At 43.3% G+C, this 25,817-nt stretch carries 28 protein-coding genes, 1 other RNA gene and 1 pseudogene; 25 read left to right on the top strand and 5 right to left on the bottom strand.

Annotated features, from left to right (window positions below; all coding sequences use genetic code 11):
- Positions 1 to 3: 3 nt before the first annotated feature.
- From M1D98_RS10790 to M1D98_RS10730, 13 genes are all read left to right on the top strand, one after another.
- Positions 4 to 1,197, top strand: coding sequence for a CCA tRNA nucleotidyltransferase (locus M1D98_RS10790; protein ID WP_435576576.1), 1,194 nt, complete (start codon positions 4 to 6; stop codon positions 1,195 to 1,197).
- Positions 1,182 to 2,159: a biotin--[acetyl-CoA-carboxylase] ligase gene (locus tag M1D98_RS10785; protein WP_456279591.1), complete on the top strand. Its 978-nt coding sequence runs from the start codon at positions 1,182 to 1,184 to the stop codon at positions 2,157 to 2,159. The genes M1D98_RS10790 and M1D98_RS10785 overlap by 16 nt, the downstream gene beginning before the upstream one ends.
- A 243-nt stretch (positions 2,160 to 2,402) precedes the next feature.
- On the top strand, positions 2,403 to 3,236 hold the full coding sequence (panB, locus tag M1D98_RS10780; RefSeq protein WP_121642786.1) for a 3-methyl-2-oxobutanoate hydroxymethyltransferase: 834 nt from the start codon (positions 2,403 to 2,405) through the stop codon (positions 3,234 to 3,236).
- A 1-nt stretch (position 3,237) separates the two neighbouring features.
- Positions 3,238 to 4,098 (top strand): pantoate--beta-alanine ligase, encoded by an 861-nt coding sequence (panC, locus tag M1D98_RS10775; RefSeq protein WP_010330538.1) that lies wholly within the window; start codon positions 3,238 to 3,240, stop codon positions 4,096 to 4,098.
- A 1-nt stretch (position 4,099) separates the two neighbouring features.
- Positions 4,100 to 4,483: an aspartate 1-decarboxylase gene (panD, locus tag M1D98_RS10770; protein ID WP_003225586.1), complete on the top strand. Its 384-nt coding sequence runs from the start codon at positions 4,100 to 4,102 to the stop codon at positions 4,481 to 4,483.
- Positions 4,484 to 4,608: 125 nt separating this feature from the next.
- Complete coding sequence (dinG, locus tag M1D98_RS10765) at positions 4,609 to 7,404, top strand: ATP-dependent DNA helicase DinG (RefSeq protein WP_456279590.1); 2,796 nt, start codon at positions 4,609 to 4,611, stop codon at positions 7,402 to 7,404.
- A 142-nt stretch (positions 7,405 to 7,546) separates the two neighbouring features.
- Positions 7,547 to 7,717, top strand: a complete 171-nt coding sequence (locus M1D98_RS10760) for a YpmA family protein (protein WP_010330540.1) — start codon at positions 7,547 to 7,549, stop codon at positions 7,715 to 7,717.
- 8 nt (positions 7,718 to 7,725) lie between these two features.
- Positions 7,726 to 8,211 carry a cell wall elongation/penicillin-binding protein regulator TseB gene (tseB, locus tag M1D98_RS10755; RefSeq protein WP_121642784.1) on the top strand — a complete coding sequence of 162 codons (486 nt, stop codon included), beginning with the start codon at positions 7,726 to 7,728 and terminating at the stop codon, positions 8,209 to 8,211.
- Positions 8,212 to 8,234: 23 nt separating this feature from the next.
- Entirely contained in the window at positions 8,235 to 9,416 is a 1,182-nt protein-coding gene (gene aspB, locus M1D98_RS10750; protein ID WP_268559501.1) for an aspartate transaminase AspB, read from the top strand.
- Positions 9,417 to 9,559: 143 nt separating this feature from the next.
- Positions 9,560 to 10,852: an asparagine--tRNA ligase gene (gene asnS / locus M1D98_RS10745; protein WP_039074543.1), complete on the top strand. Its 1,293-nt coding sequence runs from the start codon at positions 9,560 to 9,562 to the stop codon at positions 10,850 to 10,852.
- A 94-nt stretch (positions 10,853 to 10,946) separates the two neighbouring features.
- A complete protein-coding gene (gene dnaD, locus M1D98_RS10740; RefSeq protein ID WP_039074291.1) occupies positions 10,947 to 11,645 on the top strand; it encodes a DNA replication protein DnaD in 699 nt (232 codons plus the stop codon).
- Positions 11,646 to 11,663: 18 nt separating this feature from the next.
- On the top strand, positions 11,664 to 12,323 hold the full coding sequence (gene nth / locus M1D98_RS10735) for an endonuclease III (RefSeq protein WP_456279589.1): 660 nt from the start codon (positions 11,664 to 11,666) through the stop codon (positions 12,321 to 12,323).
- Complete coding sequence (locus M1D98_RS10730) at positions 12,320 to 12,814, top strand: YpoC family protein (protein WP_456279588.1); 495 nt, start codon at positions 12,320 to 12,322, stop codon at positions 12,812 to 12,814. Before nth ends, M1D98_RS10730 begins: the two co-directional genes overlap by 4 nt.
- A 67-nt stretch (positions 12,815 to 12,881) precedes the next feature.
- On the opposite strand, the gene M1D98_RS10725 is transcribed toward M1D98_RS10730, so the two are convergent.
- Entirely contained in the window at positions 12,882 to 15,623 is a 2,742-nt protein-coding gene (locus M1D98_RS10725; RefSeq protein ID WP_268559502.1) for a transglycosylase domain-containing protein, read from the bottom strand.
- A gap of 21 nt (positions 15,624 to 15,644) precedes the next feature.
- A complete protein-coding gene (gene recU, locus M1D98_RS10720) occupies positions 15,645 to 16,265 on the bottom strand; it encodes a Holliday junction resolvase RecU (RefSeq protein WP_010330548.1) in 621 nt (206 codons plus the stop codon).
- 40 nt (positions 16,266 to 16,305) lie between these two features.
- Between recU and M1D98_RS10715 the strand changes: the two genes are divergently transcribed.
- Positions 16,306 to 17,268: a DUF2515 domain-containing protein gene (locus M1D98_RS10715; RefSeq protein ID WP_082246376.1), complete on the top strand. Its 963-nt coding sequence runs from the start codon at positions 16,306 to 16,308 to the stop codon at positions 17,266 to 17,268.
- Between the two features lie 24 nt (positions 17,269 to 17,292).
- Here the strand turns inward: M1D98_RS10715 and sspM are convergent, their stop codons facing one another.
- Positions 17,293 to 17,397, bottom strand: a complete 105-nt coding sequence (gene sspM, locus M1D98_RS10710; protein ID WP_010330550.1) for an acid-soluble spore protein SspM — start codon at positions 17,395 to 17,397, stop codon at positions 17,293 to 17,295.
- A gap of 198 nt (positions 17,398 to 17,595) precedes the next feature.
- Here sspM and M1D98_RS10705 point away from each other — a divergent pair, with 198 nt between their 5' ends.
- Positions 17,596 to 17,841, top strand: a complete 246-nt coding sequence (locus tag M1D98_RS10705; RefSeq protein WP_010330551.1) for a DUF5446 family protein — start codon at positions 17,596 to 17,598, stop codon at positions 17,839 to 17,841.
- A gap of 45 nt (positions 17,842 to 17,886) precedes the next feature.
- Positions 17,887 to 18,258 (top strand): YppE family protein, encoded by a 372-nt coding sequence (locus tag M1D98_RS10700; RefSeq protein WP_121642781.1) that lies wholly within the window; start codon positions 17,887 to 17,889, stop codon positions 18,256 to 18,258.
- A gap of 38 nt (positions 18,259 to 18,296) precedes the next feature.
- On the opposite strand, the gene M1D98_RS10695 is transcribed toward M1D98_RS10700, so the two are convergent.
- Entirely contained in the window at positions 18,297 to 18,485 is a 189-nt protein-coding gene (locus tag M1D98_RS10695; RefSeq protein WP_010330553.1) for a YppF family protein, read from the bottom strand.
- 185 nt (positions 18,486 to 18,670) lie between these two features.
- Here M1D98_RS10695 and M1D98_RS10690 point away from each other — a divergent pair, with 185 nt between their 5' ends.
- Positions 18,671 to 19,042, top strand: a complete 372-nt coding sequence (locus M1D98_RS10690; protein ID WP_010330554.1) for a YppG family protein — start codon at positions 18,671 to 18,673, stop codon at positions 19,040 to 19,042.
- Positions 19,043 to 19,059: 17 nt separating this feature from the next.
- Here M1D98_RS10690 and M1D98_RS10685 read toward each other — a convergent pair whose 3' ends face one another.
- Positions 19,060 to 19,479: an Hsp20/alpha crystallin family protein gene (locus M1D98_RS10685; protein WP_268523079.1), complete on the bottom strand. Its 420-nt coding sequence runs from the start codon at positions 19,477 to 19,479 to the stop codon at positions 19,060 to 19,062.
- 138 nt (positions 19,480 to 19,617) lie between these two features.
- On the opposite strand from M1D98_RS10685, the gene M1D98_RS10680 reads away from it, so the two are divergent.
- From M1D98_RS10680 to rnpB, 8 genes and pseudogenes are all read left to right on the top strand, one after another.
- Positions 19,618 to 20,124 (top strand): PTS sugar transporter subunit IIA, encoded by a 507-nt coding sequence (locus tag M1D98_RS10680; RefSeq protein WP_010330556.1) that lies wholly within the window; start codon positions 19,618 to 19,620, stop codon positions 20,122 to 20,124.
- Positions 20,125 to 20,226: 102 nt separating this feature from the next.
- On the top strand, positions 20,227 to 22,476 hold the full coding sequence (mrfA, locus tag M1D98_RS10675; RefSeq protein WP_268559265.1) for an ATP-dependent helicase MrfA: 2,250 nt from the start codon (positions 20,227 to 20,229) through the stop codon (positions 22,474 to 22,476).
- Between the two features lie 15 nt (positions 22,477 to 22,491).
- Positions 22,492 to 23,745: a ribonuclease H-like domain-containing protein gene (locus tag M1D98_RS10670; protein WP_268559266.1), complete on the top strand. Its 1,254-nt coding sequence runs from the start codon at positions 22,492 to 22,494 to the stop codon at positions 23,743 to 23,745.
- A 114-nt stretch (positions 23,746 to 23,859) separates the two neighbouring features.
- Positions 23,860 to 23,973: pseudogene (locus M1D98_RS10665) on the top strand (hypothetical protein); the annotation flags it as partial.
- A gap of 83 nt (positions 23,974 to 24,056) precedes the next feature.
- The gene (cotD, locus tag M1D98_RS10660; RefSeq protein WP_010327930.1) at positions 24,057 to 24,281 is read left to right on the top strand and encodes a spore coat protein CotD; all 225 of its coding nucleotides are present in this window, start codon (positions 24,057 to 24,059) and stop codon (positions 24,279 to 24,281) included.
- Positions 24,282 to 24,369: 88 nt separating this feature from the next.
- Positions 24,370 to 24,915 (top strand): DUF1273 domain-containing protein, encoded by a 546-nt coding sequence (locus tag M1D98_RS10655; protein WP_010327931.1) that lies wholly within the window; start codon positions 24,370 to 24,372, stop codon positions 24,913 to 24,915.
- A gap of 75 nt (positions 24,916 to 24,990) precedes the next feature.
- The gene (gene gpsB / locus M1D98_RS10650; protein WP_003225629.1) at positions 24,991 to 25,287 is read left to right on the top strand and encodes a cell division regulator GpsB; all 297 of its coding nucleotides are present in this window, start codon (positions 24,991 to 24,993) and stop codon (positions 25,285 to 25,287) included.
- Positions 25,288 to 25,352: 65 nt separating this feature from the next.
- Positions 25,353 to 25,734, top strand: an RNA gene (gene rnpB, locus M1D98_RS10645) — RNase P RNA component class B.
- The last annotated feature ends 83 nt before the right edge of the window (positions 25,735 to 25,817 follow it).

Genomic DNA, 25,817 nt, shown 5'->3' with positions numbered 1-25,817 from the left:
CATATGGAACAAGTTTTTATCAAAGCGCTTCCCGTGCTGCGCACCTTAATCGAAGCGGGGCACCAAGCTTATTTTGTCGGAGGCGCAGTACGAGACAGTTATATGGGACGAAAGATCGGGGATGTCGATATCGCAACCGATGCGGCACCGGATCAAGTAGAACGGCTGTTTCTGCGGACCGTTGATGTAGGAAAAGAGCACGGAACCATTATTGTGCTCTGGGAAGATGAAACCTATGAAGTCACGACATTCCGGACCGAATCAGAGTATGAAGATTATAGAAGGCCGTCAGATGTGCAATTTATCACATCTTTAGAAGAGGATTTAAAACGCAGGGATTTGACGATTAATGCGATGGCCATGACAGCGGAAGCGAAGGTGCTCGATTATTTTGGCGGCAAAAAAGATATTGATCAGAAACTGATTCGAACCGTCGGAAAGCCTGAGGACAGGTTTCAAGAGGATGCGCTTCGTATGCTGAGAGCTGTACGTTTTATGAGCCAACTCGGCTTCACACTTTCACCTGATACAGAAGAAGCGATCACGAAGGAAAAAACACTGCTGTCCCATATTTCAGTCGAACGAAAAACAGTAGAGTTCGAGAAGCTGTTGCAGGGAAGTGCATCCCGCCCGGCGATTCAGACACTTGTTCAAACGGGGCTGTATGAGGAACTGCCTGGTCTATATCATAAAAGAGAGAATCTGATTGAAGCGAGTCAGTTTCCGTTTTACTCTTTAACATCCCGTGAGGAACTCTGGGCTGCGCTTTTAATTGACCTTGATATAGCCTGGAAAGATGCCCCGCTTTTCCTGAAAGCCTGGAAGCTTCCAGGGAAAGTGATGAAGGAAGCCATTCACATTGCGCACACATATGGCGAGCGCCTTAACGCTATGTCAATGTACAAGGCTGGGGAAAAAGCACTTCTTTCAGCCGCCAAAATATCGCAGCTTCGGCAAAACGAAAAACTTGATAACGAAAAATTGAAAGCCATTCAAGACACTTATCAAAGGCTGCCGATAAAAAGCCTTAAGGATCTTGATTTCACAGGTAAGGATTTGCTTGCGCTGCGAAACCGGCCTGCCGGAAAATGGGTGTCGGAAGAATTACAGCGGATCGAGCAGGCGGTTGTAACAGGAAAGCTCTCCAATCAAAAGAAACACATAGAGGAGTGGCTGAAGACATGCGGTCAACATTAAGAAAAGACCTTATTGAATTATTTTCTCAAGCAGGAAATGAATTTATTTCAGGCCAAAAAATCAGTGATGTCCTTGGCTGTTCCAGGACTGCTGTGTGGAAGCATATTGAAGAGCTTCGAAAAGAGGGCTATGAAGTTGAAGCTGTTACAAGAAAAGGATATCGACTCATCAAAAAGCCCGGGAAACTCAGTGAAAGTGAAATTCGCTTCGGTCTGAAAACGGAAGTGATGGGCCAGCATCTTATTTATCATGACGTTCTAGCAAGCACGCAAAAAACGGCGCATGAGTTTGCGAATAATAACGCACCGGAGGGCACTCTTGTAGTGGCTGACAAACAAACAGCCGGCAGGGGGAGAATGTCAAGGGTATGGCATTCACAAGAGGGAAACGGTGTTTGGATGAGCCTGATTTTGCGGCCTGATACTCCGCTCCAAAAAACACCGCAGCTCACACTGTTAGCCGCAGTAGCCGTTGTGCAAGGGATAGAAGAGGCAGCAGGCATCCAAACGGATATAAAATGGCCTAATGATATTTTGATTAACGGAAAAAAAACTGTCGGCATCTTAACAGAAATGCAGGCTGAGGAAGACCGCGTGCGTTCGGTCATCATCGGGATCGGCATTAACGTGAACCAGCAGCCAGCCGATTTTCCGGATGAATTGAAGGACATCGCGACAAGCCTCAGCCAATCCGCCGGAAAAAAAATTGACCGGGCCGGTGTCATCCAGCATATCTTGCTTTCCTTCGAAAAACGGTACCGTGATTATATGACACACGGTTTTACGCCGATTAAGCTTTTATGGGAAAGCTATGCGCTGGGAATCGGCACACATATGAGAGCAAGAACGTTAAACGGAACCTTTTACGGGAAGGCGTTAGGTATTGATGATGAAGGCGTCCTCCTTCTAGAAACGACGGAAGGCATTAAAAAAATCTATTCTGCCGATATAGAATTGGGTTAATGTGTTGGTAGAAGCCCGTTGATTTTGATATACTTCCATTGGGCAGTATCGCCTGCGAACTGCACCTATTATAAAAATAGATAGACATTGCAGCAGTCTGCCTTGATCCAAAAAGGACTGGGACAGAGGGATGAAACTCGCCGAACTTTAGAAAGTGAAGAATCCTTCTCGTGTAACGGAAGGTTTTTTGGCTTGTATAAGAAATCGGCAGCTCATCTCCTCTAAACATGAGGAGGAGAAAACATGAAAACAAAGCTCGATTTTCTAAAAATGAAGGAGACTGAAGAACCGATTGTGATGCTGACCGCTTATGATTATCCGGCAGCTAAGCTTGCTGAACAAGCGGGAGTTGACATGATTTTAGTCGGTGATTCACTCGGAATGGTCGTCCTTGGCCTTGATTCAACTGTCGGCGTGACAGTTCAAGACATGATCCATCATACGAAAGCCGTTAAAAGGGGCGCGCCACATACATTTATCGTAACGGATATGCCATTTATGTCTTATCACCTGTCCAAGGAGGATACGCTAAAAAATGCAGCCGCTATCGTTCAGGAAAGCGGGGCTGACGCATTGAAGCTGGAGGGCGGAGAAGGCGTATTTGAATCCATTCGCGCATTGACGCTTGGGGGCATTCCGGTAGTCAGTCACTTAGGCCTCACGCCGCAGTCAGTCGGTGTATTGGGCGGATATAAAGTACAGGGAAAAGATGAACAAAGCGCTAAAAAATTAATAGAAGACAGTATAAAATGCGAAGAAGCGGGAGCCATGATGCTTGTGCTGGAATGTGTCCCTGCAGAACTCACAGCCAAAATTGCAGAGATGTTAAGCATACCTGTCATCGGAATCGGGGCCGGTGTGAAAGCGGACGGACAAGTTCTCGTTTATCATGATATTATCGGCCACGGTGTAGAGAGAACACCTAAATTTGTAAAGCAATATACGCAAATTGACGAAACAATCGAAACCGCAATCAGCGGATATGTCCAGGATGTAAGACAGCGTGCTTTCCCTGAACAAAAGCATTCCTTTCAAATGAATCAGACAGTGCTGGACGGCTTGTACGGAGGAAAATAAGATGAGACAGATTACAGATATTTCACAGCTCAAAGAAGCCATAAGACAATATCAGTCAGAGGGGAAGTCAATCGGATTTGTACCGACGATGGGCTTTCTGCATGAAGGGCATTTAACCCTTGCAGACAAAGCAAGACAAGAAAATGACGCCGTCGTTATGAGTATTTTTGTGAATCCCGCGCAATTCGGCCCTCATGAGGATTTTGAGGCATATCCGCGAGATATTGAGCGTGATGCGGCCCTTGCAGAAAACGCCGGAGTCGATATTCTCTTTACGCCTAGTGCTCATGATATGTATCCCGGCGAAAAGAATGTTACGATTCACGTCGAAAGACGCACAGACGTTTTATGCGGACGCTCAAGAGAAGGACATTTTGACGGTGTTGCAATTGTATTGACAAAGCTGTTCAATCTTGTGCAGCCGACCCGCGCCTATTTCGGTTTAAAGGATGCACAGCAGGTGGCAGTTGTTGATGGCTTAATCAGCGATTTCTTCATGAATATTGAACTGGTTGCTGTTGATACAGTCAGAGAGGAAGACGGCTTAGCCAAAAGCTCCCGCAATGTATACTTAACAGCTGAGGAAAGAAAAGAAGCGCCTAAGCTATATCGGGCCCTTCAAACAAGTGCGGAACTGATCAGAGCCGGTGAAAGAGACCCTGAAGCTGTGATAAAAGCTGCGAAAGAAATCATTGAAACGACAAGCGGGACCATTGACTATGTGGAGCTATATTCCTATCCGGAACTTGAACCTGTGAACAACATAGAAGGAAAGATCATTCTGGCTGTTGCAGTTGCTTTTTCAAAAGCGCGTTTAATAGATAATATTATTATTGATATTCGAGAAATGGAGAGAATATAATATGTATCGCACGATGATGAGCGGCAAGCTGCACAGGGCAACCGTTACTGAAGCAAATCTGAACTATGTGGGAAGCATTACAATTGATGAAGATCTCATTGATGCGGTGGGGATGCTTCCTAATGAAAAAGTGCAAATTGTGAATAATAATAATGGAGCACGTCTGGAAACGTATATTATTCCTGGTAAACGCGGAAGCGGCGTCATCTGTTTAAACGGTGCAGCCGCGCGCCTTGTTCAGGAAGGAGATAAGGTTATTATCATCTCCTACAAAATGATGTCTGATCAAGAAGCGGCAAGCCATGAGCCGAAAGTGGCTGTTTTGAATGATCAAAACAAAATTGAACAAATGCTGGGGAACGAACCGGCCCGTACAATTTTGTAGAAGAAAAGCCCCCTTTATCGGGGGTTTTCTTTTAAGATTTCGAGGGTAAAACGGTTTTGCCGCTCCATTTCCGTACAAAACGTGTTACACTTTTGTCGTATGCAAGAATTGAGGTGTCCATTTTAATGAATAAGCAACGGTTCGTTGTTATAGATGTAGAAACAACAGGGAATTCGCCAAAAAAAGGCGATAAAATCATACAAATCGCAGCGGTTGTAATCGAAAATGGACAAATTACTGAGCGGTTTTCAAAATACATTAATCCAAATAAATCCATTCCTGCTTTTATTGAGCAGCTTACAGGAATCTCGAATCAAATGGTAGAGCATGAACAGCCGTTTGAGGCTGTCGCTGAGGAAGTGTTTCATTTGCTTGACGGCTCTTATTTTGTTGCCCACAATATCCATTTCGATCTTGGGTTTGTCAAGTATGAGTTACATAAAGCGGGCTTTCAGCTGCCAGATTGTGAAGTGCTGGATACTGTCGAGCTCTCCCGTATTGTTTTTCCTGGGTTTGAAGGGTATAAGCTAACCGAATTAAGCGAGGAGCTTCAACTGCGGCATGATCAGCCGCATCGGGCTGACAGCGACGCTGAAGTGACAGGGCTTATTTTTTTGAAAATCCTCGAAAAGCTGCGGCAGCTTCCTTATCCGACGTTAAAACAGTTAAGAAGGCTTTCGCAGCATTTTATCAGTGATCTGACGCATTTGTTGGATATGTTCATTTATGAAAACAAACATACTGAAATACCGGGCTATGCGCGCTTTTCTTCCTTTTCTGTCAGAGAACCCGAATCAATCGATGAACGTGCGGATGAGGACGGGAATTTTTCATTTGAGATGGAAAATTGGGAAGCAGGCAATGAAAAAGCGCTGTCAGAGTTAATGCCCGGGTATGAAAAAAGAGAAGGCCAAATGATGATGATGAAAGAGGTGGCTGAAGCGTTTGCCAATCGTGAGCATGCGCTGATTGAAGCTCCTCCGGGGATCGGAAAAACAATTGGCTACCTTATTCCGGCTGCGCTTTTTGCCAAAAAATCAAAAAAGCCGGTCATTATCAGCACGTATTCAACGCTTTTACAGCAGCAGATTTTGACAAAGGATTTGCCGATAGTCCAAGAGCTGTTTCCATTTCCGGTAACAGCGGCGATCCTAAAAGGGCAATCGCATTATGTATGCCTGTATAAATTCGAGCAGGTGCTTCACGAAGAAGATGATAATTATGATGCCGTACTGACAAAGGCACAGCTCCTCGTTTGGCTGACAGAGACAAACACAGGAGATGTAGCTGAACTGAATCTGCCTTCTGGCGGGAAATTGCTGTGGGACAGATTGGCTTATGACGATGACTCCTATAAAAGAAGCCGTCATGAGAGTGTAACCGGCTTTTATGAGCGCGCCAAGCAGATTGCCATGCGGTCCGATTTGGTGATTACCAACCATTCCCTTCTGCTGACCAATGAAGGCAGCCAGAAAAAAAGACTCCCTGAAAGCGGCACATTTATTATCGATGAAGCGCATCATTTTGAGCGTGCGGCGAGCGAACATTTAGGGAGAAGAGCCACGTACATAGAATTACATTCTAAATTGAACCGAATCGGCACCCTGAAGGAACAGGGGCTTCTAAAAAAGTTGAGACAGCTATTCCAGCGAAACAATCTGCCAGTTGATTCTTTTTTCGAAGTGGAAGAGTGGATTCAGCACATCCAAGCAGAAAGTGATGCTTTCTTCAGCTCTTTGCATTCTTTTGTCAAACGAAGAAAACCTAAAGAAGACTTAAACCGTCTAGTCTATAAGGTGAACAAAGAAAGCCAAGATAACAGCTGGCTGATGTTAACGGATGGAGCCGAAAGGCTTTGTTCTATGCTGACACATTTGCACCAGCTTTTTGAGGCACAGTCGGTCCTGATGCAACAACATCTGACGAGTATGAAGAGCAAAACCGCCTTTTTAGCCGATGAATATCAAAAGGTCATGAAAGGCTTGCAGCTTTATTGTCAAACGTTGCAGCAGCTGTTCTTTGACTCAGGTGACGATGAAGCCGTTTGGATTGAAATAGACGCAAAGGGAGCAAAAAATGCAGTGGCCATTTACGCACAGCCGCTTGAACCTGGTGAACTCCTTGCTGATCAGTTTTTCGCTCGCAAAAACAGTGTGGTTCTGACATCTGCAACCCTTACTGTCGAAGATTCTTTTCAATTTATGATTGAACGTCTCGGTCTGGGTGACTTTTTCCCGCGGACCATGAGAATTGAGCCGCCTTTTTCTTACGATGACCGCATGCGGGTGATGATTCCAAAAGAAATGAAATCAATCCAAGATACGGGGCAAACTGAATTTATACAGGATACGGCCCGTTATATCGAACTGATGGCAAAGGAAAAACAGCCTAAAATCCTTGTGCTGTTTACATCCCATGATATGCTGAAAAAAGTTAATCAGGAGCTGAAGCACGCAATGAGTGCTTCCGGCATTCAGCTCTTGGCGCAAGGGATTACAGGCGGAAGTCCCGGCAAACTGATGAAAACTTTTAAAACATCAAACCAGGCGATCTTGCTTGGTACAAATCACTTTTGGGAAGGCGTTGATTTTCCTGGTGATGAGCTGACAACGGTAATGATCGTGAGGCTTCCATTCCGCTCCCCTGATCATCCGCTTCATGCTGCGAAATGCGAGCTTGCCCGAAAGCAAGGGCAAAACCCGTTTCAAACCGTATCACTTCCGGAAGCTGTGCTGACCTTCAAACAAGGAATCGGTCGCTTGCTGCGGACAGCGGGAGACAAAGGAACGATTGTCATCTTGGACAGACGAATTAAGACGGCTGGTTATGGCCGGCTGTTCCTTGAGGCTTTGCCGACAACATCCGTACATGAAGTGACTGACAGCGAGCTTGAGGCATATGTTTCAGGGGAAAATGGATAAAAGCCGCATAAAGCGGCTTTGGCGGTGTGGGAGTAGGATGGTGTTTTATTTAAAAGCGGTATTGCCGCTCTGTGATACTAGTATGGCGTGTCCTGAAATGGAGTATGACTAACAATATTTGTTCAAACTGGAGGATGAAAAAATGGAAAGCAAAATCGAGATTCTATCAACAATTAATGTAGAGCATTCTGACGATCTGTATAAAATTGTAGACACACTGAATCGGACACTGAAAAGAGATAATCTGATGTTCGGCCTTGCACTGGATGAGGAAAACAACAACCAAGCCGTTTTTACCATTTATCGTACGTAGGTGAGAAGATGAGAAAAAAAGCATTAATATTTACCGCCATTTTTGGTATTATTTTTTTAGCAGTACTTCTTGTCTCGGCAAGCATCTATAGATCAGCCATGGCACAAAAGGAAGAGGGGCACGAAGCAGCAGCTGCTGAAGCTAAAAAAGAAACCGATCTCGTCAATGTTGATCAAGTCGAAACATTTGTCGGAAAAGAAAAATATTATATTGTAAAAGGAACAGACAAAAAAGGAAGCAAATTTTATGTCTGGGTTCCTGCTGATAAAAAAGCAAAAATTCTCTCAAAAGAAGCAAAAGAGGGAATTTCGGAAGACAAAGCGGCGAAAATCATACAGGATGAAGGGCTGGTTTCAAAGCAAAAAGAGGTTCATTTGGCAAGAGAGGGAAATGTTCTGCTTTGGGAAGTAACGTACTTAGACAAGGAAGGACAATACAGTTTAAGTTATGTGGACTTTACAACTGGTAAGATTCTCAAGAATATGACGCCTTAAAGACGAATTAGGGGGAGTTCAAGTTGAAACTGGCAAAAAGAGTATCCGCATTAACACCGTCTACCACACTGGCTATCACAGCAAAAGCGAAAGAACTGAAAGCGGCAGGCCATGATGTCATCGGCTTAGGGGCAGGCGAACCTGACTTCAATACACCGCAGCACATTATTGATGCTGCTTTGCGTTCTATGAATGAAGGCCATACGAAATATACGCCTTCAGGTGGTCTGGCTGAACTCAAAAACAGCATTGCTGAGAAATTTAAACGTGACCAGAATATTGAATACAAACCGTCGCAAATCATTGTCTGCACTGGTGCTAAACATGCGCTGTACACCCTTTTCCAAGTGATTTTGGATGAAGGAGATGAAGTCATTATACCAACGCCTTACTGGGTGAGTTATCCAGAACAGGTAAAACTCGCTGGCGGAAAGCCTGTTTATGTAGAGGGGCTTGAGGATAATCATTTCAAAATTTCTCCTGAACAGCTGAAATATGCGATCACGGATCAAACAAAAGCGATCGTCATTAATTCTCCAAGCAACCCGACAGGTGTTATGTATACGGAAGACGAACTGGCGGCGCTCGGTGAAGTATGCCTTGAACATGACATCCTGATTGTGTCTGACGAAATTTATGAAAAACTTACATACAGCGGAAAGAAACACGTTTCCATTGCCGAGCTGTCTGACAGCCTGAAAGAGCAAACGGTTATTATTAACGGCGTGTCGAAGTCACACAGCATGACGGGCTGGAGAATCGGGTATGCGGCTGGGGCTGAAGACATTATTAAAGCGATGACGAACCTCGCAAGCCACAGCACGTCAAATCCGACATCAATCGCACAGTACGGAGCGATTGCTGCTTATAATGGGCCTGCTGAGCCGCTGGAAGAAATGAGAGTAGCATTTGAACATAGATTAAATACAATCTATCCGAAGCTCGCGGAAATCCCCGGATTCAGCTGTGTGAAGCCGGAAGGTGCTTTTTACCTTTTCCCGAATGCAAAAGAAGCGGCTCAATCTTGCGGTTTCAAAGATGTAGATGAATTTGTAAAAGCGCTTCTTGAGGAGGAGAAAGTTGCGATTGTTCCAGGATCCGGTTTTGGCTCTCCTGATAATGTCCGTCTTTCTTATGCCACATCGCTAGAGCTTCTTGAAAAAGCGGTTGAAAGAATCAAACGATTTGTAGAAAAACATAGCTAACAGATCAAAAAGCGGCTGACTGAAAAGCCGCTTTTTATCTGCATTGACCCGGCTAGTTAAGAGCGGGTATAATAAAGTGATGATAAAAGAGTTCGCGGGGCAATGGGCTTCCGAATGTCTTTCTTGTTTTGGAGGGAAATATGTTGAAAACAACAATCAACCAAGTGTATAAGCACGTAGGTGAGGAAGTAACGATCGGAGCTTGGGTCGCTAATAAGCGTTCAAGCGGGAAAATTGCGTTTTTGCAGCTGCGGGACGGTACCGGGTTTATTCAAGGTGTCGTAGTCAAAGCGGAAGTGGAAGAAAGCATTTTCCAAACAGCTAAATCAGTGACACAGGAAACGTCACTCTATATAAAAGGGATTGTAAAAGAGGACGAGCGATCTCCGCTTGGTTATGAACTAGCTGTAACCGGTATTGAAGTCATTCACGAAGCGACTGATTATCCAATTACGCCAAAAGAACACGGCACAGAATTCTTGATGGACCACAGACATTTATGGCTCCGTTCAAAACGCCAGCACGCGATCATGAAAATCCGTAATGAAATCATTCGCGCGACTTACGAATTCTTTAATAACGAAGGCTTCGTAAAAGTGGACCCGCCGATTCTGACTGGAAGCGCACCTGAAGGAACAACAGAGCTTTTTGCGACAAAGTATTTTGATGAAGATGCGTACCTGTCCCAGAGCGGTCAGCTCTACATGGAAGCTGCGGCAATGGCTTTAGGAAAAGTATTCTCCTTCGGGCCGACATTCAGAGCGGAAAAGTCTAAAACAAAGCGCCACTTGATCGAATTCTGGATGATTGAACCGGAAATGGCGTTTGTGGAGTTTGAAGAGAACCTTCAAGTACAGGAAAATTACGTTTCTTTCATCGTGCAATCGGTTCTTAAGAATTGCAAAATTGAATTAAACACATTAGGAAGAGACACATCAAAACTTGAGCAAATGAAAGCTCCGTTCCCAAGAATCACGTATGATGAAGCAATTGATTTTCTTAAAGAAAAAGGCTTTGACGATATCGAGTGGGGAGACGACTTCGGGGCGCCTCATGAAACAGCGATTGCTGAACACTATGACAAACCGGTGTTCATTACTCGCTACCCGACGTCATTAAAGCCATTCTATATGCAGCCGGCTCCTGACCGTGACGATGTCGTGCTGTGCGCTGACCTGATTGCGCCGGAAGGCTATGGAGAAATTATCGGCGGATCTGAGCGGATTCATGATATGGAGCTTCTGGAAGCGCGTCTTAAAGAACATGGACTGGATTCTGACGCATATAAATGGTATGCTGAACTTAGAAAATATGGCTCAGTTCCTCATTCAGGCTTCGGCCTTGGATTAGAGCGGACAGTAGCTTGGATTAGCGGAGCGCCTCACGTTCGTGAAACCATTCCGTTCCCAAGACTGTTAAACCGTCTATATCCATAATACATTCAAATGAAACAAGAAAAAGAGTCTCCTGCAAGGGAGGCTTTTTACAGTAAAGGGGACATCATGATCCTTTACAGTAAGAGGTGTGAAGATGAAAAAACAGCAATTTATTGATATGCAGGAACAGGGAACCTCAACAATCCCCAATCTTCTGCTTACGAATTATAAACAGCTTGGGCTCAATGAAACAGAACTTATACTGCTATTGAAAATTAAAATGCATTTAGAAAAAGGTTCTTATTTTCCTACACCGAATCAGCTGCAGGAAGGGATGTCAATCTCTGTTGAAGAATGCACAAACAGATTGCGGATGTTTATTCAAAAAGGTTTTCTGTTTATTGAAGAATGCGAGGACCAAAACGGCATCAAATTTGAGAAATATTCTCTTCAGCCTTTATGGGCCAAGCTGTACGAGTATATACAGCTCGCACAGAATCAAACGCAGGAAAGAAAAGCAGAAGGGGAACAAAAAAGCCTTTATACGATTTTTGAGGAGGAGTTCGCAAGGCCGTTATCACCTTTGGAGTGTGAAACATTGGCCATTTGGCAGGATCAAGATCAGCATGACGCACAGCTGATCAAACACGCCTTAAAAGAGGCGGTACTGTCAGGGAAACTCAGTTTCCGCTACATTGACCGGATTTTGTTTGAGTGGAAGAAAAACGGGCTGAAAACTGTGGAGCAGGCAAAAATCCACAGCCAGAAATTCCGGCGGGTACAAACAAAGCAGACTGAACCCCAAAAAGAGTATAAAAGGCAGGTTCCTTTTTACAATTGGCTTGAACAATAAAGTGAAAAGGTGACAATCGTGTTAAATCTAAAACAAATTGAATTCTGTCTAGACAAGATAGGCGACATGTTTCCCCACGCAGAGTGTGAACTGGTTCATTCCAATCCTTTTGAATTAGTGGTGGCAGTCGCTTTATCAGCGCAATGCACAGATGCACTTGTAAACAGGGTGACCAAAACATTATTTCAAAAATATAAACGGCCTGAAGACTATCTGGCTGTTTCGCTGGAAGAACTTCAGCAAGATATTAAATCGATCGGTTTGTATCGCAATAAGGCCAAGAATATTCAAAAATTGAGTAAAATGATTATTGAAGATTACGGCGGGGAAGTACCGGAAGACCGCGATGAGCTTGTCAAACTGCCTGGTGTCGGAAGAAAGACCGCTAATGTCGTAGTATCTGTTGCCTTTGGCGTGCCGGCCATTGCCGTAGATACCCATGTGGAGAGAGTCAGCAAACGTCTGGGAATCTGCCGATGGAAGGACTCGGTGCTGGAAGTGGAAAAGACGCTGATGCACAAGATTCCAAAAGAAGACTGGTCTGTTACGCATCACCGGCTTATTTTCTTTGGCAGATATCACTGTAAGGCCCAGTCTCCGCGCTGTGCGGAATGTCCGCTGCTGTCTCTGTGCAGAGAAGGGCAGAAAAGAGATAAAAAAGGACTGGTGAAACGATGACGCAAGCCAAAGAAGTGTTGGCTTCCTATGAGCAGCACTTGAGCAGTCTTGGCCAGATGAACGCCTTGGATATCACAGAAGTCTTGCGAATCAACCCTGTGTACTTTGACCTCTGCATGGAATCTCAAGACGTTTTTCCATGGGAAGACAGCGGCAAATACGTTCCAATTTTATTTGAAGTGTGGGAAGACATTAAGGAATCACTTCTCCCAGTCTTTCAAACAAGAAAATCGAGATGTGACCAAAACGACATGTTGAAGGGCATTGTGTGTTTGCTGGCTTCGTTCCACTGGACAGCGGGTGAGCGGGTAAAATCGCTCGATTGGCCAGAACTGACAGAGAAATCATTTCCCGTAAAGCCGATCAATTGGCCTGAACGAGTAGAATTTATTCTTCTAAAGCCGACCCAATACCATTGCTTTATTCAGCTTGATGAGCTGTTTGCTGAAATGAAAAAGCATTTTTATAAATATGCTGCGATGAATCGCTAAAACCTCCCTTCAAGGGGAGGTTTTTTTATGATGAAAAAAGCCATCACCCAAGGTGACGGCTTTTTGTTTAATTTGCTTTATCAGTTGATGATGAATTTGTTTGTTTTTTGTCAGACGTGTTCGTTTTGTTTTTATTTGTATCAGATCCTGATGAATCATTTGTATCTGAGTTTGAATCACCATCCGACGTACCCTGATTGTTGTTGCTGTTGCTGTTATCATTGGTTTGGTCTTGATTGCTGTTGTCGGACGGATTGGTGTTCGTGTTGTCTTGTTTTTTGTCTTGATTGTTCGTTGAATCATCTGTCTGATCTTGATTTGTCTGACTGTCGTCTGTTTGCGAATCATCAGTCTGTGTATCATCCTGAGATTTATCTTCATCTTGCTTTTCATCATCGGTTTTCTCTTCGTCGTCTTTATCTTCTTCATCTTCATCCTTTGGCACTTCATAAGAAGTGGCAGCTGTATCGCTGCGGACATCGTCACTGATGGCTGTTACTTGAAATTTATACACAGATCCAGGCTGTACACCGGATATGACGGCTTCTTTTGCAGAACTGTTCTGAATCTCTGAATAGCTGCCGCCATCGACAGACTGCTTCACTTCAAAGGTGGCATCACCGTCATATTTCCAGCTTAAAGTCAGAGATTGATTGTCTTTGTCATATTTCACGCTTAAGCCAGTCGGTTTATCTGTTTCTTCTTTTTCATAAGTTTTAGAAACAGTAGAAGGGGCAGTGCCTTTGACAAAGTACTCCGTAAGCTTTTTGTCGCTCGGCGTATTTGGCCCTGCCAATTTCGCCGGGTTAGAACCTTTTTCTACAGTGGCTTCGACCACGCTGTCAGGCTTCTCAAACGATCCGCTTCCGTCATCGACATCGGCAATGAGCTGGGCGAATAGACGTTTTGCAACCTGCTGTTCTGTTTTATTTAAAGATTTTTTCCCTAATTTGTTGTTAGAGTCTACACCTGTCCATACAGCAGCGGTATATTGAGGTGTATATCCCACAAACCAAGAATCAGGTACACCACCTGACGCAATATTGTATTTTTGTATAGTCGTTTCATCAAAGTTTGTAGTCCCAGTTTTTCCGGCTACTTCTACTCCAGGGACTTGAGCGAGCTGTCCAGTACCTGTTTTAACAGCTGTTTTCAGCATATCTGTAATCATAAACGCAGTATAATCGCTCATTGCTGACTTTGATTTCGGTGTTAAATCAAGCTTTGTGCCATCGTTGAATTCAATGGACTTCACAAAATGCGGGTCGTTATACGTTCCGTTATTTCCAAACGCGCTGTATGCGCCTGCCATCGTCAGTGAAGAGACACCAACATTGCCTTTTCCGAATCCACCGATAGAATACGATTCATATACTTTATCCTTATCTAATCCTAGTCCCAATCCGTTAGCAAAGTCTACAGCCGCATCTCTGCCCACTGCTTGGTATGCTTTTAAAGCAGGGATGTTCCGAGATTGCGCAAGTGCTTGACGCATAGACATGAGACCTTTATGAGAACGGTCAAAGTCACGGATAGGTGTTCCATCTGAATACGTGTAAGCCGAGTCATCAATTTGCTCATAAGTGGACCATTTTTTATTTTCAATCACTGGACCGTAGTCGAGAATAGGCTTAATGGTAGAACCAGGCTGTCGCTGAGCTTGAGTCGCAAAATTGTAGCCTCCAACCGTAGCATTTCTTCCAGCACCAATCGCGCGGACTTCTCCATTTTTTGTATCGAGAAGGGTAACGCCGCCCTGCATGCCTTCAGTAAATCCGACGGTGTCTCCGTCCATTAATTCATTTAGTTTGTCTTGTGCTTTCGTATCTAATGTTGTATAAATTTTTAATCCGTCAGTTCCTGGATTGACATCAGATTTGTCTTCAATTTCTTTCATGACTTCTTCAACAAACGCGCTATATTTGTTTGAATTGTTTTTTTCATATTCCTGTTGTGATACAACGCCTTCGTCTTTCATTGCCACATTTTTGGCTTTATTATATTCAGAATCAGAAATAAATTTTTGTTTTTTCATCAGACTGAGTACGATGTTCCGTCTTTTTTCCGCTTTATCCGGGTTTTTAACGGGATTGTATGCTGTCGGGCTTTGCGGCATGCCCGCAAGTGTTGCAGCTTGTTCTACAGTCAATTTGCTTAAATCTGTGACGCCGAAAAATTCTTCCGCCGCTTTTCCGATTCCATATGCTCTAGGAGAAAAATAAATCCGGTTTAAATACATTTCTAAAATTTCATCTTTAGAGTAATTGCGCTCCAGCTGAATCGAAAGCCATACTTCCTGCACCTTCCGTTTCAGCGTCTTCTGATGAGAAAGAAGGGAGTTCTTGACGACCTGCTGGGTGATCGTACTTCCGCCTTCAGCACCGAAGCCGTCTGTAAAGTTGGCGACTAAGGCGCCGCCGATACGGACAGGGTCAATTCCGTGGTGTTCATAAAAACGGGCATCCTCTGTCGCAATAAAGGCTTCTTTTACAGTATCGGGAATTTCATCTATCGAGACGTAGGTCCGTTTTTCGGAGCCGTACTCAGCGATTTCTTCTCCATTTCTATCATATATTGTCGAAGAATAAGGCGTCTTTAATTTATTTTCGTCAAGCTTTGGCGCATCTGAAACCATGACGGCAAATGTGACGGCACCGCCGACTACGCCTAAAACAAATAGAATGAGTAAAGTAAAAAGGGTCTTTTTAAACAATCCGCCTTTTTTTCGTTTCTTGCCTTTTTTCGGTGAAGGACTCGATTTGCTGTTCGCTTTTCGTCGAGCTTCACGGCTGGTAAATTGATCTGACATAACATCTCAACCTTTCGTTAATCAACCTTTCGCACTAGATGACGGCGAAAAATAAAGCTGTTCTATAATACTAATATAATCAATTCTAGGTGCGTATCCAAGAGAAATCGGATACGCCGCTTCCTCTAATTCATCTTTTCGAATTGATTTTCTGCCGTTTTTTTCTTTTCTTTCCCAGAAATCAAACAGTTTATCGGCTTCCAAAAAATAAACCTGGTCGAAAGCGGATATAATAACAAAACAAATACCGTCTTGAGCCATTACCTGCTTCATATGTTCGATTTGATGATCATGAAAATTCTGCAAGGGGAAAGAGGTCTTGTTTTTTGTTTCTTTCGCCTCAAAATCAATATACCGCCCTTTGTAAATCCCGTTATAATCTGTCGTTGATGATTGTTTGAAGTAAGCTTCTTTTATCACTGCGGCACTTCTTTTTGGATAATGGACATTTACAATTTGAACAGGTGTCGGCTTTTTGTGTATGACGGCAATTTGGTTTGTCAGATAATACTTATTCGTTTCGTTTAAGTCATCTTCGAGGGTCATTCCGCGATTACTGTAGGACGGGGCCCTTTTCTGACTGTTTTGGGATGAAACCGAATGTTTCGGCTGAAACGTTTTTCCGTTAGGATACCGAATCATTTTCTCATCCTCCTTATTAAACTATTCGTGACGGAAGTGAATGTACATGCAAGAACAACAGGCCATCAGAAAGCTTCTGAGCGGGATTGAGCGGCAGACAAAAGCAAAAAACGCAGATAACATTTCAAGAACGAACGCATATAAAGCATTTTATGACCGTCATCCGGAAATCAAATGGTCGCTCTTGGCATCTTTTGTTTCTCGCAATGCCGGCTGGTCAATGACTGACTTAAAAGGCAGCCTGTTTCAGCTCGGACTCCGTGAGAGACAGCAAAAGTGGTTCTTTTTAGCCTATGAAAGAGCGAACTGGCTTATTTTTTCGGATGCCTATCCGCAGCTTCTTTTGTACCACTGGTCAAAAAACATCGGGAAACCGCTGTTCCATCATCTCCATGTGTTTGGCGTCTCGCGATTTATGGCAGAAGAATGGGCCCGTTTTTGGCATGAGAGAAACACGGAGCGGCTGATGTATGCCCTCATTATAAATGAACAAAACACTATCCAAACACCTATTATACAAAATCCTTCGTTTAAAAAGAACGTTTTTGACACGATTCCTTTTTATTTAAGTGACTGGTTTCATTTTAACACCGTTATTTTTCCTTCTTCAGACGGGTTTCTTTACGGCATTTCAGTAAAACGCTTTTCTAAAACAATGGAAAGGATACGGCTGGGAAAGCAGCTGTCTGAATTGCTGTTCAGTCCGGAATTGTTCTCTTCTTTTTATCACTATTTGCACACAGTGCCGCACACAGGCTCCCGTTTTGATATGGAAAAAATGATTGGGATCACAAAGAGAACATCTCCTATGTTAAGGACATGCTACCCTGAGTTCATCCACTCATTAGACGGAAAGAAAACGGATTGGTTTCATGGAAAGATGAAGAAAGCATTCTTTAGGCGTGAGGAATTGCCGAAGCAGATTGAATTGACAGACTGGTATCTGCATAAAAAACGTCAGCTTCATGCGCTTTTTGCGGTGGAGCATTGGCTGAAAAAATAAAGAAGCAAGGAATTTCCTTGCTTCTTACGTAGAAGGGCGGTTTGGGCCGCCTAATTTTTTATCTAAAGAATCGATTGCTTTTGATTCATTCTTTTTTTGCTGGCCGGCTTTTTTCGGTCTGGTTTTCATACGGCACCTCCTCACAAATATCGTTTGCATTAAGGGGGCGGATCATACAATTTTTGCGGGTGTTTTTGTCGAAAACTTCAGCTTTTCGTGGAATACCTGTTTGTTTGGCGATTTGCTTCTAGTTTTGTCATGAGGAAGGAAAGAGCTTGAAGAGCAAAGAATCTTAACCGGGAGAGATGAGGAAAGGGAGGTACACGAATGTCCGGTTACGTAAGCAAGACAGATATTCTCCGTATGCTTTCTGATATAGAAGATGAATTGACCCGAGCTGAGCAAAGCCTGAATCATTCCTTAAACGCATGTGAGGCTGAGATGCGGGAAACGGAAAACGGTCGCCTGAGTGTGCTGGAAGAAGAAATCATGGACCTTCATATTTGTATAGACGAGCTGCATCAATCACCTGAACACAGGTATGCATTTGAAAAGGTATACCGTATCGGCTGAATTTGCGTGTGAAATTTGGTACGATATCCATTGAGGTGAAGAATGTTGCAATCACAAACATTGCTGGAAATGACCGAGCAAATGATTGAAGCTGCTGAAAATGGCGCTGATCGATACCAGAAAGGAAAAGACAGTGATCTTTCATATGATTTTTTTGAGACGATAAAGCCTGCCGTTGAAGAGAATGATGATCTGGCGGCTCACTGGGCCAAAGGGGCACTTGAATGGATAAAAGCCCGCCGTCCGAAATATGTGCATAAAGAACAAATTGAGACCGTAAAGGATAATTTCCTGGAAATGGTCCTTCAATCCTATGTTCACCATATTCATAAAAAACGATTCAAGGACATCACTGAGTCTGTCCTTTATACATTGCATGCAGTAAAGGATGAAATAGCAAGAGAAGACAGCCGGTAAAGGCTGTCTTCTTTAAGTTTGTTATAGGGGGCCGGACGCTAATTCAACTCATACGCCGGGCTTTCTGCTCCATGTGCTTCGAGAACCTTCATACTGTTACGAAACTCAATTGTGCTGAGATGTCCTTGAATATAGAGGAACTTGGCAAAGTCCATCAGTTTATTCATACAGTCTGTTTCATATTTCTTCATTTCTGCAAAACGTTTGCTTAAGTATGATACGTTCATTATGGTGCATCCCCTCTCATCTGTATTGAAGATATAGTACCATAATGATTCGACTTTTTTCTGTTTTTAAAAAATTTAAACTTTCGACACAATTTGACAAAAGCGAATGAGGCATTGTGACACAACCAATAGACTTCATTCATACTATATTGAAGAGAAATATGTTGAGTTTAGGGGGAATCGTAATGAACAGGAATTCTCAAAGCTATCCTCGGCAAATGAGTTATTATGATCCTCAGCAAATGCAAGGATATTATCAACAGGCAGTACCTGGACAATACTGGCCGCAGCAGCATTATGGGCAGCAGGATTTTTATCAAACGTATTCTCCACACTATTCGTTGCCTATGCAGCCTTCTGTATTTTCCAACCCTTATCCAATCCCAAGACCTAATCAGCAGCAGCCCTCACAATTTCAAAGTATCATGTCGCAATTCAAAAAAGCCAACGGGCAATTTGATTTTAATAAAATGATGGATACGACAGGCCAAGTGATGAGCGCAATGAATCAAGTCGGATCTTTAATAAAGGGATTTACCAGCTTTTTTAAAGGATAGAAGCATGAATGAATCGCTCATTCATGCTTGTTTTTTGGAAAGAAAAGCGTCATTGTCTGCTCGTTCCAAGATGTTTCCATATCATCTTGGTGTACTTCATAAGGCAGCTGCACCGTTCTTGTCATGCTTGTAAATGTGGCCTCATTTTGCTGTTTCTGTTTCTCTTGGAGTGTTACATGCAGATACCTCGTTTTAATATCAACGACGATCTCTCCATCTCGAAACGACTCCGGAATCATGATGTCGACATACAGCCCGGTATCTCTTTCTCTGACATGTATAGTCGTCTGTACATCTTGTAAACTCGAGTTGATCAGGTTCTGAAATCCTTTTAAAAGGTTGCCGAACGTTGAGGATTGAAAAAGGTGGTCCATTGCCTCCATTGTGATTTCTTCTTTCTTTTGCAATTCGTTCTTTTTGTCATCAGGGAATTCCAAATCTGCCACCGCCTTTTTTTAACCAGATTATGCGCCTATGCCAGATGTTGTTATAAATTGAAGCAAAATTGAAAGTGTGGTTAAATAGTGGTGAATGAAGGGATAACGGTTGAAGTGAATGAGAAGGGAGAAAATACATTGCTGAAAAAATTATTCGGTATGGGAAAAACTCAGGATAAAGCGGCGGAAGAGGTTATTTATTCTCCGGCAGACGGTACGGTTATGGACCTAACAGATGTGCCAGACCCGGTTTTTTCACAGAAAATGATGGGGGAAGGAATAGCGGTGGAACCAGCAAACGGTGACATCGTTTCACCTGTTGAAGGTGAAGTGATTCAGATTTTCCATACTAAACACGCCGTGGGCATTCGGACTCGCTCGGGAATTGAACTGTTAATTCACGTCGGGCTGGAAACGGTCAATATGAACGGAGAAGGATTTACTGCCCACATAAAAGAAGGGGACAAAGTGAAGGTTGGTGACCCGCTGATCACGTGTGATTTGGAATTAATAAAAGAAAAAGCGAGCAGTACAGTCATTCCAATCGTGATCATGAATGGTGAAGCTGTAGGTTCAATTGTGCCGGCTGGAGAAAAGGCTGCGCACAAAGGTGAAACAAAGCTCCTTACAATAAAAGCGAAATAAGCAGGGCGCATGCCTTGCTTTTTTTATTTGATTGTATAAAATTTGCACCTAGCCATGCAAACAAATATTCGGTAAACTGTACTTGACAAAGAGGTGTAAAGAATGAAAAAGAAATCACTGCCTGAGCTCATTTCCGAGTTAAAAGGAAATGAAAACGTTGTGAATTGGCATGAAATAGAGCCTCGTGAAGCAAAAACAAGGCCAATGCCTGAAAGTATAGACGAGAGAATAAAAACAGCCCTTTCGAAAAGGGGCATTGAGAAACTATATACCCACCAATATTCCGCTTTCCAATATGTGCAAGAAGGGGAAAGCATCGTTACCGTAACGCCAACCGCATCAGGAAAAACGTTATGCTATAACCTCCCAGTCCTGCAGTCCATCGCCCAAGACGAAACAAACCGGGCGCTTTATTTATTCCCGACAAAAGCGCTGGCACAGGACCAAAAGAGCGAGCTGAATGAAATCATTGATGTAATGGGCATTGATATTAAAAGCTTTACATATGACGGGGATACGTCTCCGGCGATCAGACAAAAAGTGAGAAAAGCTGGCCATATTGTCATTACAAATCCCGATATGCTCCATTCTGCCATTCTTCCGCATCATACGAAATGGGTCAGTTTGTTTGAAAACCTTAAGTATATCGTTATCGATGAGCTTCATACGTATCGCGGTGTGTTCGGGAGCCATGTGGCCAATGTGATCCGGCGGCTGAAGCGGATCTGCCGGTTTTATGGGAGTGATCCGGTTTTTATTTGCACGTCCGCAACAATTGCCAACCCAAAGGAATTGGGAGAGCAGCTGACGGGCAAACCGATGCGGCTGGTCGATGACAACGGTGCCCCGAGCGGGCGGAAGCATTTTGTGTTTTATAATCCCCCACTTGTGAACAAACCGCTGAATATTAGAAAGAGCGCAACAGCAGAAGTGAATGAATTAGCGAAAGAGTTCTTGAAAAACAAAGTGCAGACCATTGTCTTTGCCAGAAGCAGAGTCCGGGTAGAAATTATTTTAAGCCATATTCAAGAGCTTGTGAAAAAAGAGATTGGGACAAAGTCAATCAGAGGCTATCGAGGAGGCTATCTTCCAAAAGAACGGAGAGAAATCGAAAGAGGCCTGAGAGAAGGCGAGATTTTAGGAGTTATCAGTACGAATGCCTTAGAGCTTGGTGTTGATATCGGCCAGCTGCAGGTGTGTGTGATGACGGGTTACCCTGGAAGTGTGGCAAGTGCATGGCAGCAGGCGGGACGAGCCGGCAGAAGGCACGGTGAATCTTTGATTATTATGGTCGCCAATTCAACGCCGATCGATCAATATATTGTGCGGCATCCTGAATACTTCTTTAACCGTTCGCCGGAATCTGCAAGAATCAATCCGGAGAATTTGATTATTTTAGTAGACCATTTAAAATGTGCGGCTTATGAGCTTCCTTTTAAAGCTGATGAGGAGTTTGGACCAATGGATGTAAGTGACATTCTTGAATACCTGCAGGAAGAGGCCGTTCTTCACCGCAATGGCGAACGGTATCATTGGGCAAGTGAATCGTTTCCTGCATCCAATATCAGTTTGCGTTCCGCATCACAAGAAAATGTCGTCATTGTTGACCAATCGGATATTGCAAATGTAAGGATTATCGGTGAAATGGATCGTTTTAGCGCGATGACGCTTTTGCATGATGAAGCGATTTATTTGCATGAAGGGGTTCAGTACCAAGTAGAAAAGCTGGATTGGGACCATAAAAAGGCTTATGTCAGAAAAGTCGATGTCGAGTATTATACAGATGCGAATTTGGCAGTTCAGCTAAAGGTATTAGAAGTTGATAAAACAAACGAAAATAGCGGTGCGTCATTGCACTATGGAGATGTCACTGTTAACGCCTTGCCGACCATCTTTAAAAAAATTAAAATGACGACCTTTGAAAATATTGGATCAGGTCCTATTCATTTGCCGGAAGAAGAACTGCATACAAGTGCAGCTTGGCTCGAAATCAAAAAAGCAGACGAAGATATCGGGGAAAAGACGCTGGAACAGCTGCTTCTGGGCATCTCGAATGTGCTCCAGCATATTGTCCCCGTGTATATTATGTGTGACCGAAACGATGTGCATGTTGTTTCTCAAATGAAAGCTGTCCATACGGGGTTGCCGACTATATTTTTATACGATCATTACCCGGGCGGTATCGGTTTAGCGGAGGAAGTCTACAAACGTTTTTCAGACATAAATGAAGCGGCGAAACAGCTCATCACACAATGTCCTTGTCATGATGGCTGTCCGTCATGTATAGGAACCGAAATAGAAGGGATAAAAGCAAAGAAGAGTATTTTGCAGCTGCTGAATCAAATGGCATAAGGAAGGAGGCCAGGTATGTCATTAAAAGGGAAACTTCAGCGAATGAACAAGCATATGGTGTTCGATGAAGGGGAACATAAAAAAGAAAAAGAGGAACAAAAAAACAAACTCGTTGAGAACCATGCTGAAATTCCATTTTTAGAAGAGTGGGAGACTTTTGGCATGAAGCCTTTTTTTTTCGAAGGTGAGTACTGTCTTATTAGGGAAGTAGAATATCCACTTTCTCATCGGCATGGATTATACCGTTTTTCTGAACTTGATGAAGTGATGCAATTGTGGAATCAAAGCAGCCTGTCGCATACGCTGTCAGCAAAAGGGTATAACAAAAACAGCCTCTTTTTCTTTGATACGGAAACGACCGGCCTTGGAGGCGGAGCCGGAAACACCATTTTTTTGCTTGGGCATGCGAGGGTATATGAAGACCGAGTGATAGTCAAACAGCATCTTTTGCCTAAACCGGGGAATGAAGTCGCCTTGTATCAAAGCTTTTTAAGCGAGGTTGACATTACATCGCTTGTGACCTACAACGGGAAAGCTTTTGATTGGCCGCAGGTGAAAACAAGGCACACATTGATCCGCGACAGACTTCCAAAGCTCCCGGAATTCGGCCACTTTGACCTGCTGCACGGAGCGAGACGCTTGTGGAAACACAAAATGGACCGCGTATCGCTTGGCACGGTTGAAAATGAGGAGCTTGGCATCCGCAGACAAGAAGATACACCGGGCTACTTGGCGCCAATGCTTTACTTTCATTTTATCAAGGCGCAAGAGCCGGAACTTCTAAAAGGCGTCCTGCATCATAATGAACTGGATGTGCTATCGCTTATTTCATTGTACATTCATATGTCTAAAAAAATTCTATCGAAATCACATGCGCCAAAAGAACACAGCGAAGCTTATGCCATGGCGAAATGGTTTATGGCCCACAAAGAAACGGATCAAGCGGTTATGCAGCTGGAAAAGCTTAAAGAAAAATCGTTTGAAGATCAGGATAGAGCCCGGCTGGATTTATCGCTCCTATACAAAAAACAAAACCGGTTGGAAGAGGCAGTGGCGCTTTGGGAAAACCTGTCCCGCTCCCAAAATCAGAAGTGCAGATACGCTGCTGTGATAGAACTCGCGAAATTTTTTGAGCATCAGAAAAAAGAGTTCGGAAAAGCATTGCATATTGCAGAACAATTACTTACTGATGAGGCTTTCTTTTCAGAAAAAGAAATTGAAAAGCTGCACGTAAGAATCGCCCGGCTGAAGAGGAAATATTCCTCTTAAATATTCCCCGGGAAAGCGCAAAAGACGACTTCTTTCGCCATGAAATTTTTTTGCTCAAATCACATCGATTCTGTTGTAGAATACCGGCGAATCCTGTAAAATGACGTTAGTTATTTTAAAGGGAGAGTTGGCATGTATAAGGGTGTTTTTTATTTGTTCTTTGTCGTTGTTTTTTTGATTGCTTTCGTATTTTCAAACTTTAAAGACAGCTTAATTGCACACTTTTAAAATAGGTCATTGCATCAGAACATGTACCCCCTATTTTTCATAACTTAGTATTGTAATAAAGTTTATGGAAAGGGGATTTAATCATGCATCACTGCAGACCGCATATGATGGCGCCAATTGTCCATCCTACTCATTGCTGTGAAAACCATACGTTTTCAAATACGATCGTGCCGCATATTCACCCACAGCACACAACAAACGTAAATCACCAGCATTTTCAGCACGTTCACTACTTTCCACACACTTTCTCAAATGTTGATACAGCAACGCATCAACATTTTCAAGCGGGAAGACCTTTCTTCGACTAGTATGGAAACGTGCAGCTTGATGGCAGAACAACAGCACATCAAAATGGGGCCCAATGGGAGCCCCATTTTTTATAAAGCAGGTGAAAGAATGAAAGTATTGGCTGTAACAGGATACAAGCCATTTGAACTTGGGATTTTTAAGCAGGATGACAAGGCGCTTTATTACATAAAAAAAGCGATAAAGAATCGTCTGATTGCTTTTTTAGATGAAGGACTAGAATGGATTTTAATTTCGGGCCAGCTTGGAACCGAACTCTGGGCAGCTGAGGCTGCCTATGATCTGCAGGAGGAATACCCTGATTTAAAGGTAGCTGTGATTACCCCTTTTTACGATCAGGAAAAGAACTGGAAAGAACCTAATAAAGACCTTTATGAAGCTGTTCTGGCACAGGCTGACTATGAAGAAAGCCTGACTCACAGGCCGTATGAAAGCCCGCTTCAGTTTAAACAAAAAAATCAGTTCTTCATTGATAAATCAGATGCGCTTATGCTTTTATATGATCCGGAAATGGAAGGGTCTCCAAAGTACATGCTGGAGACAGCGGAAAAGCGGCGCGAACAGGATGGCTATCCCATTTACTTTATTACAATGGATGACTTGAGAGTAACAGTGGAAGAAGACAGTTACTCATAGCAATAAGAGAAATTTGACAACCGTACAGATTTCTGAAAAAATATATGTGATGATTCACGATACGAGGTGAAAAAGATGCTTGCTGATAAAGTAAAGCTTTCTGCAAAAGAAATTCTGGAAAAAGAATTTAAAACAGGCGTTAGAGGCTATAAGCAAGAAGACGTTGACAAATTTTTAGATATGATTATTAAGGATTATGAAACCTTCCATCAAGAAATTGAAGAACTGCAGCAGGAAAATCTGCAGCTGAAAAAACAGCTTGAAGAAGCCAGCAAAAAACAGCCGGTACAATCTAACACAACGAACTTTGATATTTTAAAACGGCTGTCAAACTTAGAAAAGCACGTTTTTGGAAGCAAGCTTTATGATTGATTGCGCTTGAAAAAAATGGTGCTTGTAAATCTCAATCAGTTGTTATATAATAATTCATGTTCTTAACGTTCGGGTAATCGCTGCAGATCTTGAATCTGTAGAGGAAAGTCCATGCTCGCACGGTGCTGAGATGCCCGTAGTGTTCGTGCCTAGCGAAGTCATAAGCTAGGGCAGCCTTGATAGGCTGACGGCAGGAAAAAAGCCTACGTCCTTTGGATATGGCTGAGTATCCTTGAAAGTGCCACAGTGACGAAGTCTCACTAGAAATGGTGAGAGTGGAACGCGGTAAACCCCTCGAGCGAGAAACCCAAATTTTGGTAGGGGAACCTTCTTGACGGAATTCAACGGAGAGAAGGACAGAATGCTTTCTGTAGATAGATGATTGCCGCCCGAGTACGAGGTGATAAGCCGTTTGCAGTACGACGGAACAAAACATGGCTTACAGAACGTTAGACCACTTACATTTAAAATGATCAAAACAAGCTCTCCCGTATAAGGAGAGCTTTTATCTTGAAAAGAGAAAAGTTTTA

Source organism: Bacillus sp. K7 (assembly GCF_053903245.1).
This window is presented reverse-complemented; position numbering and strand designations above follow the sequence as displayed.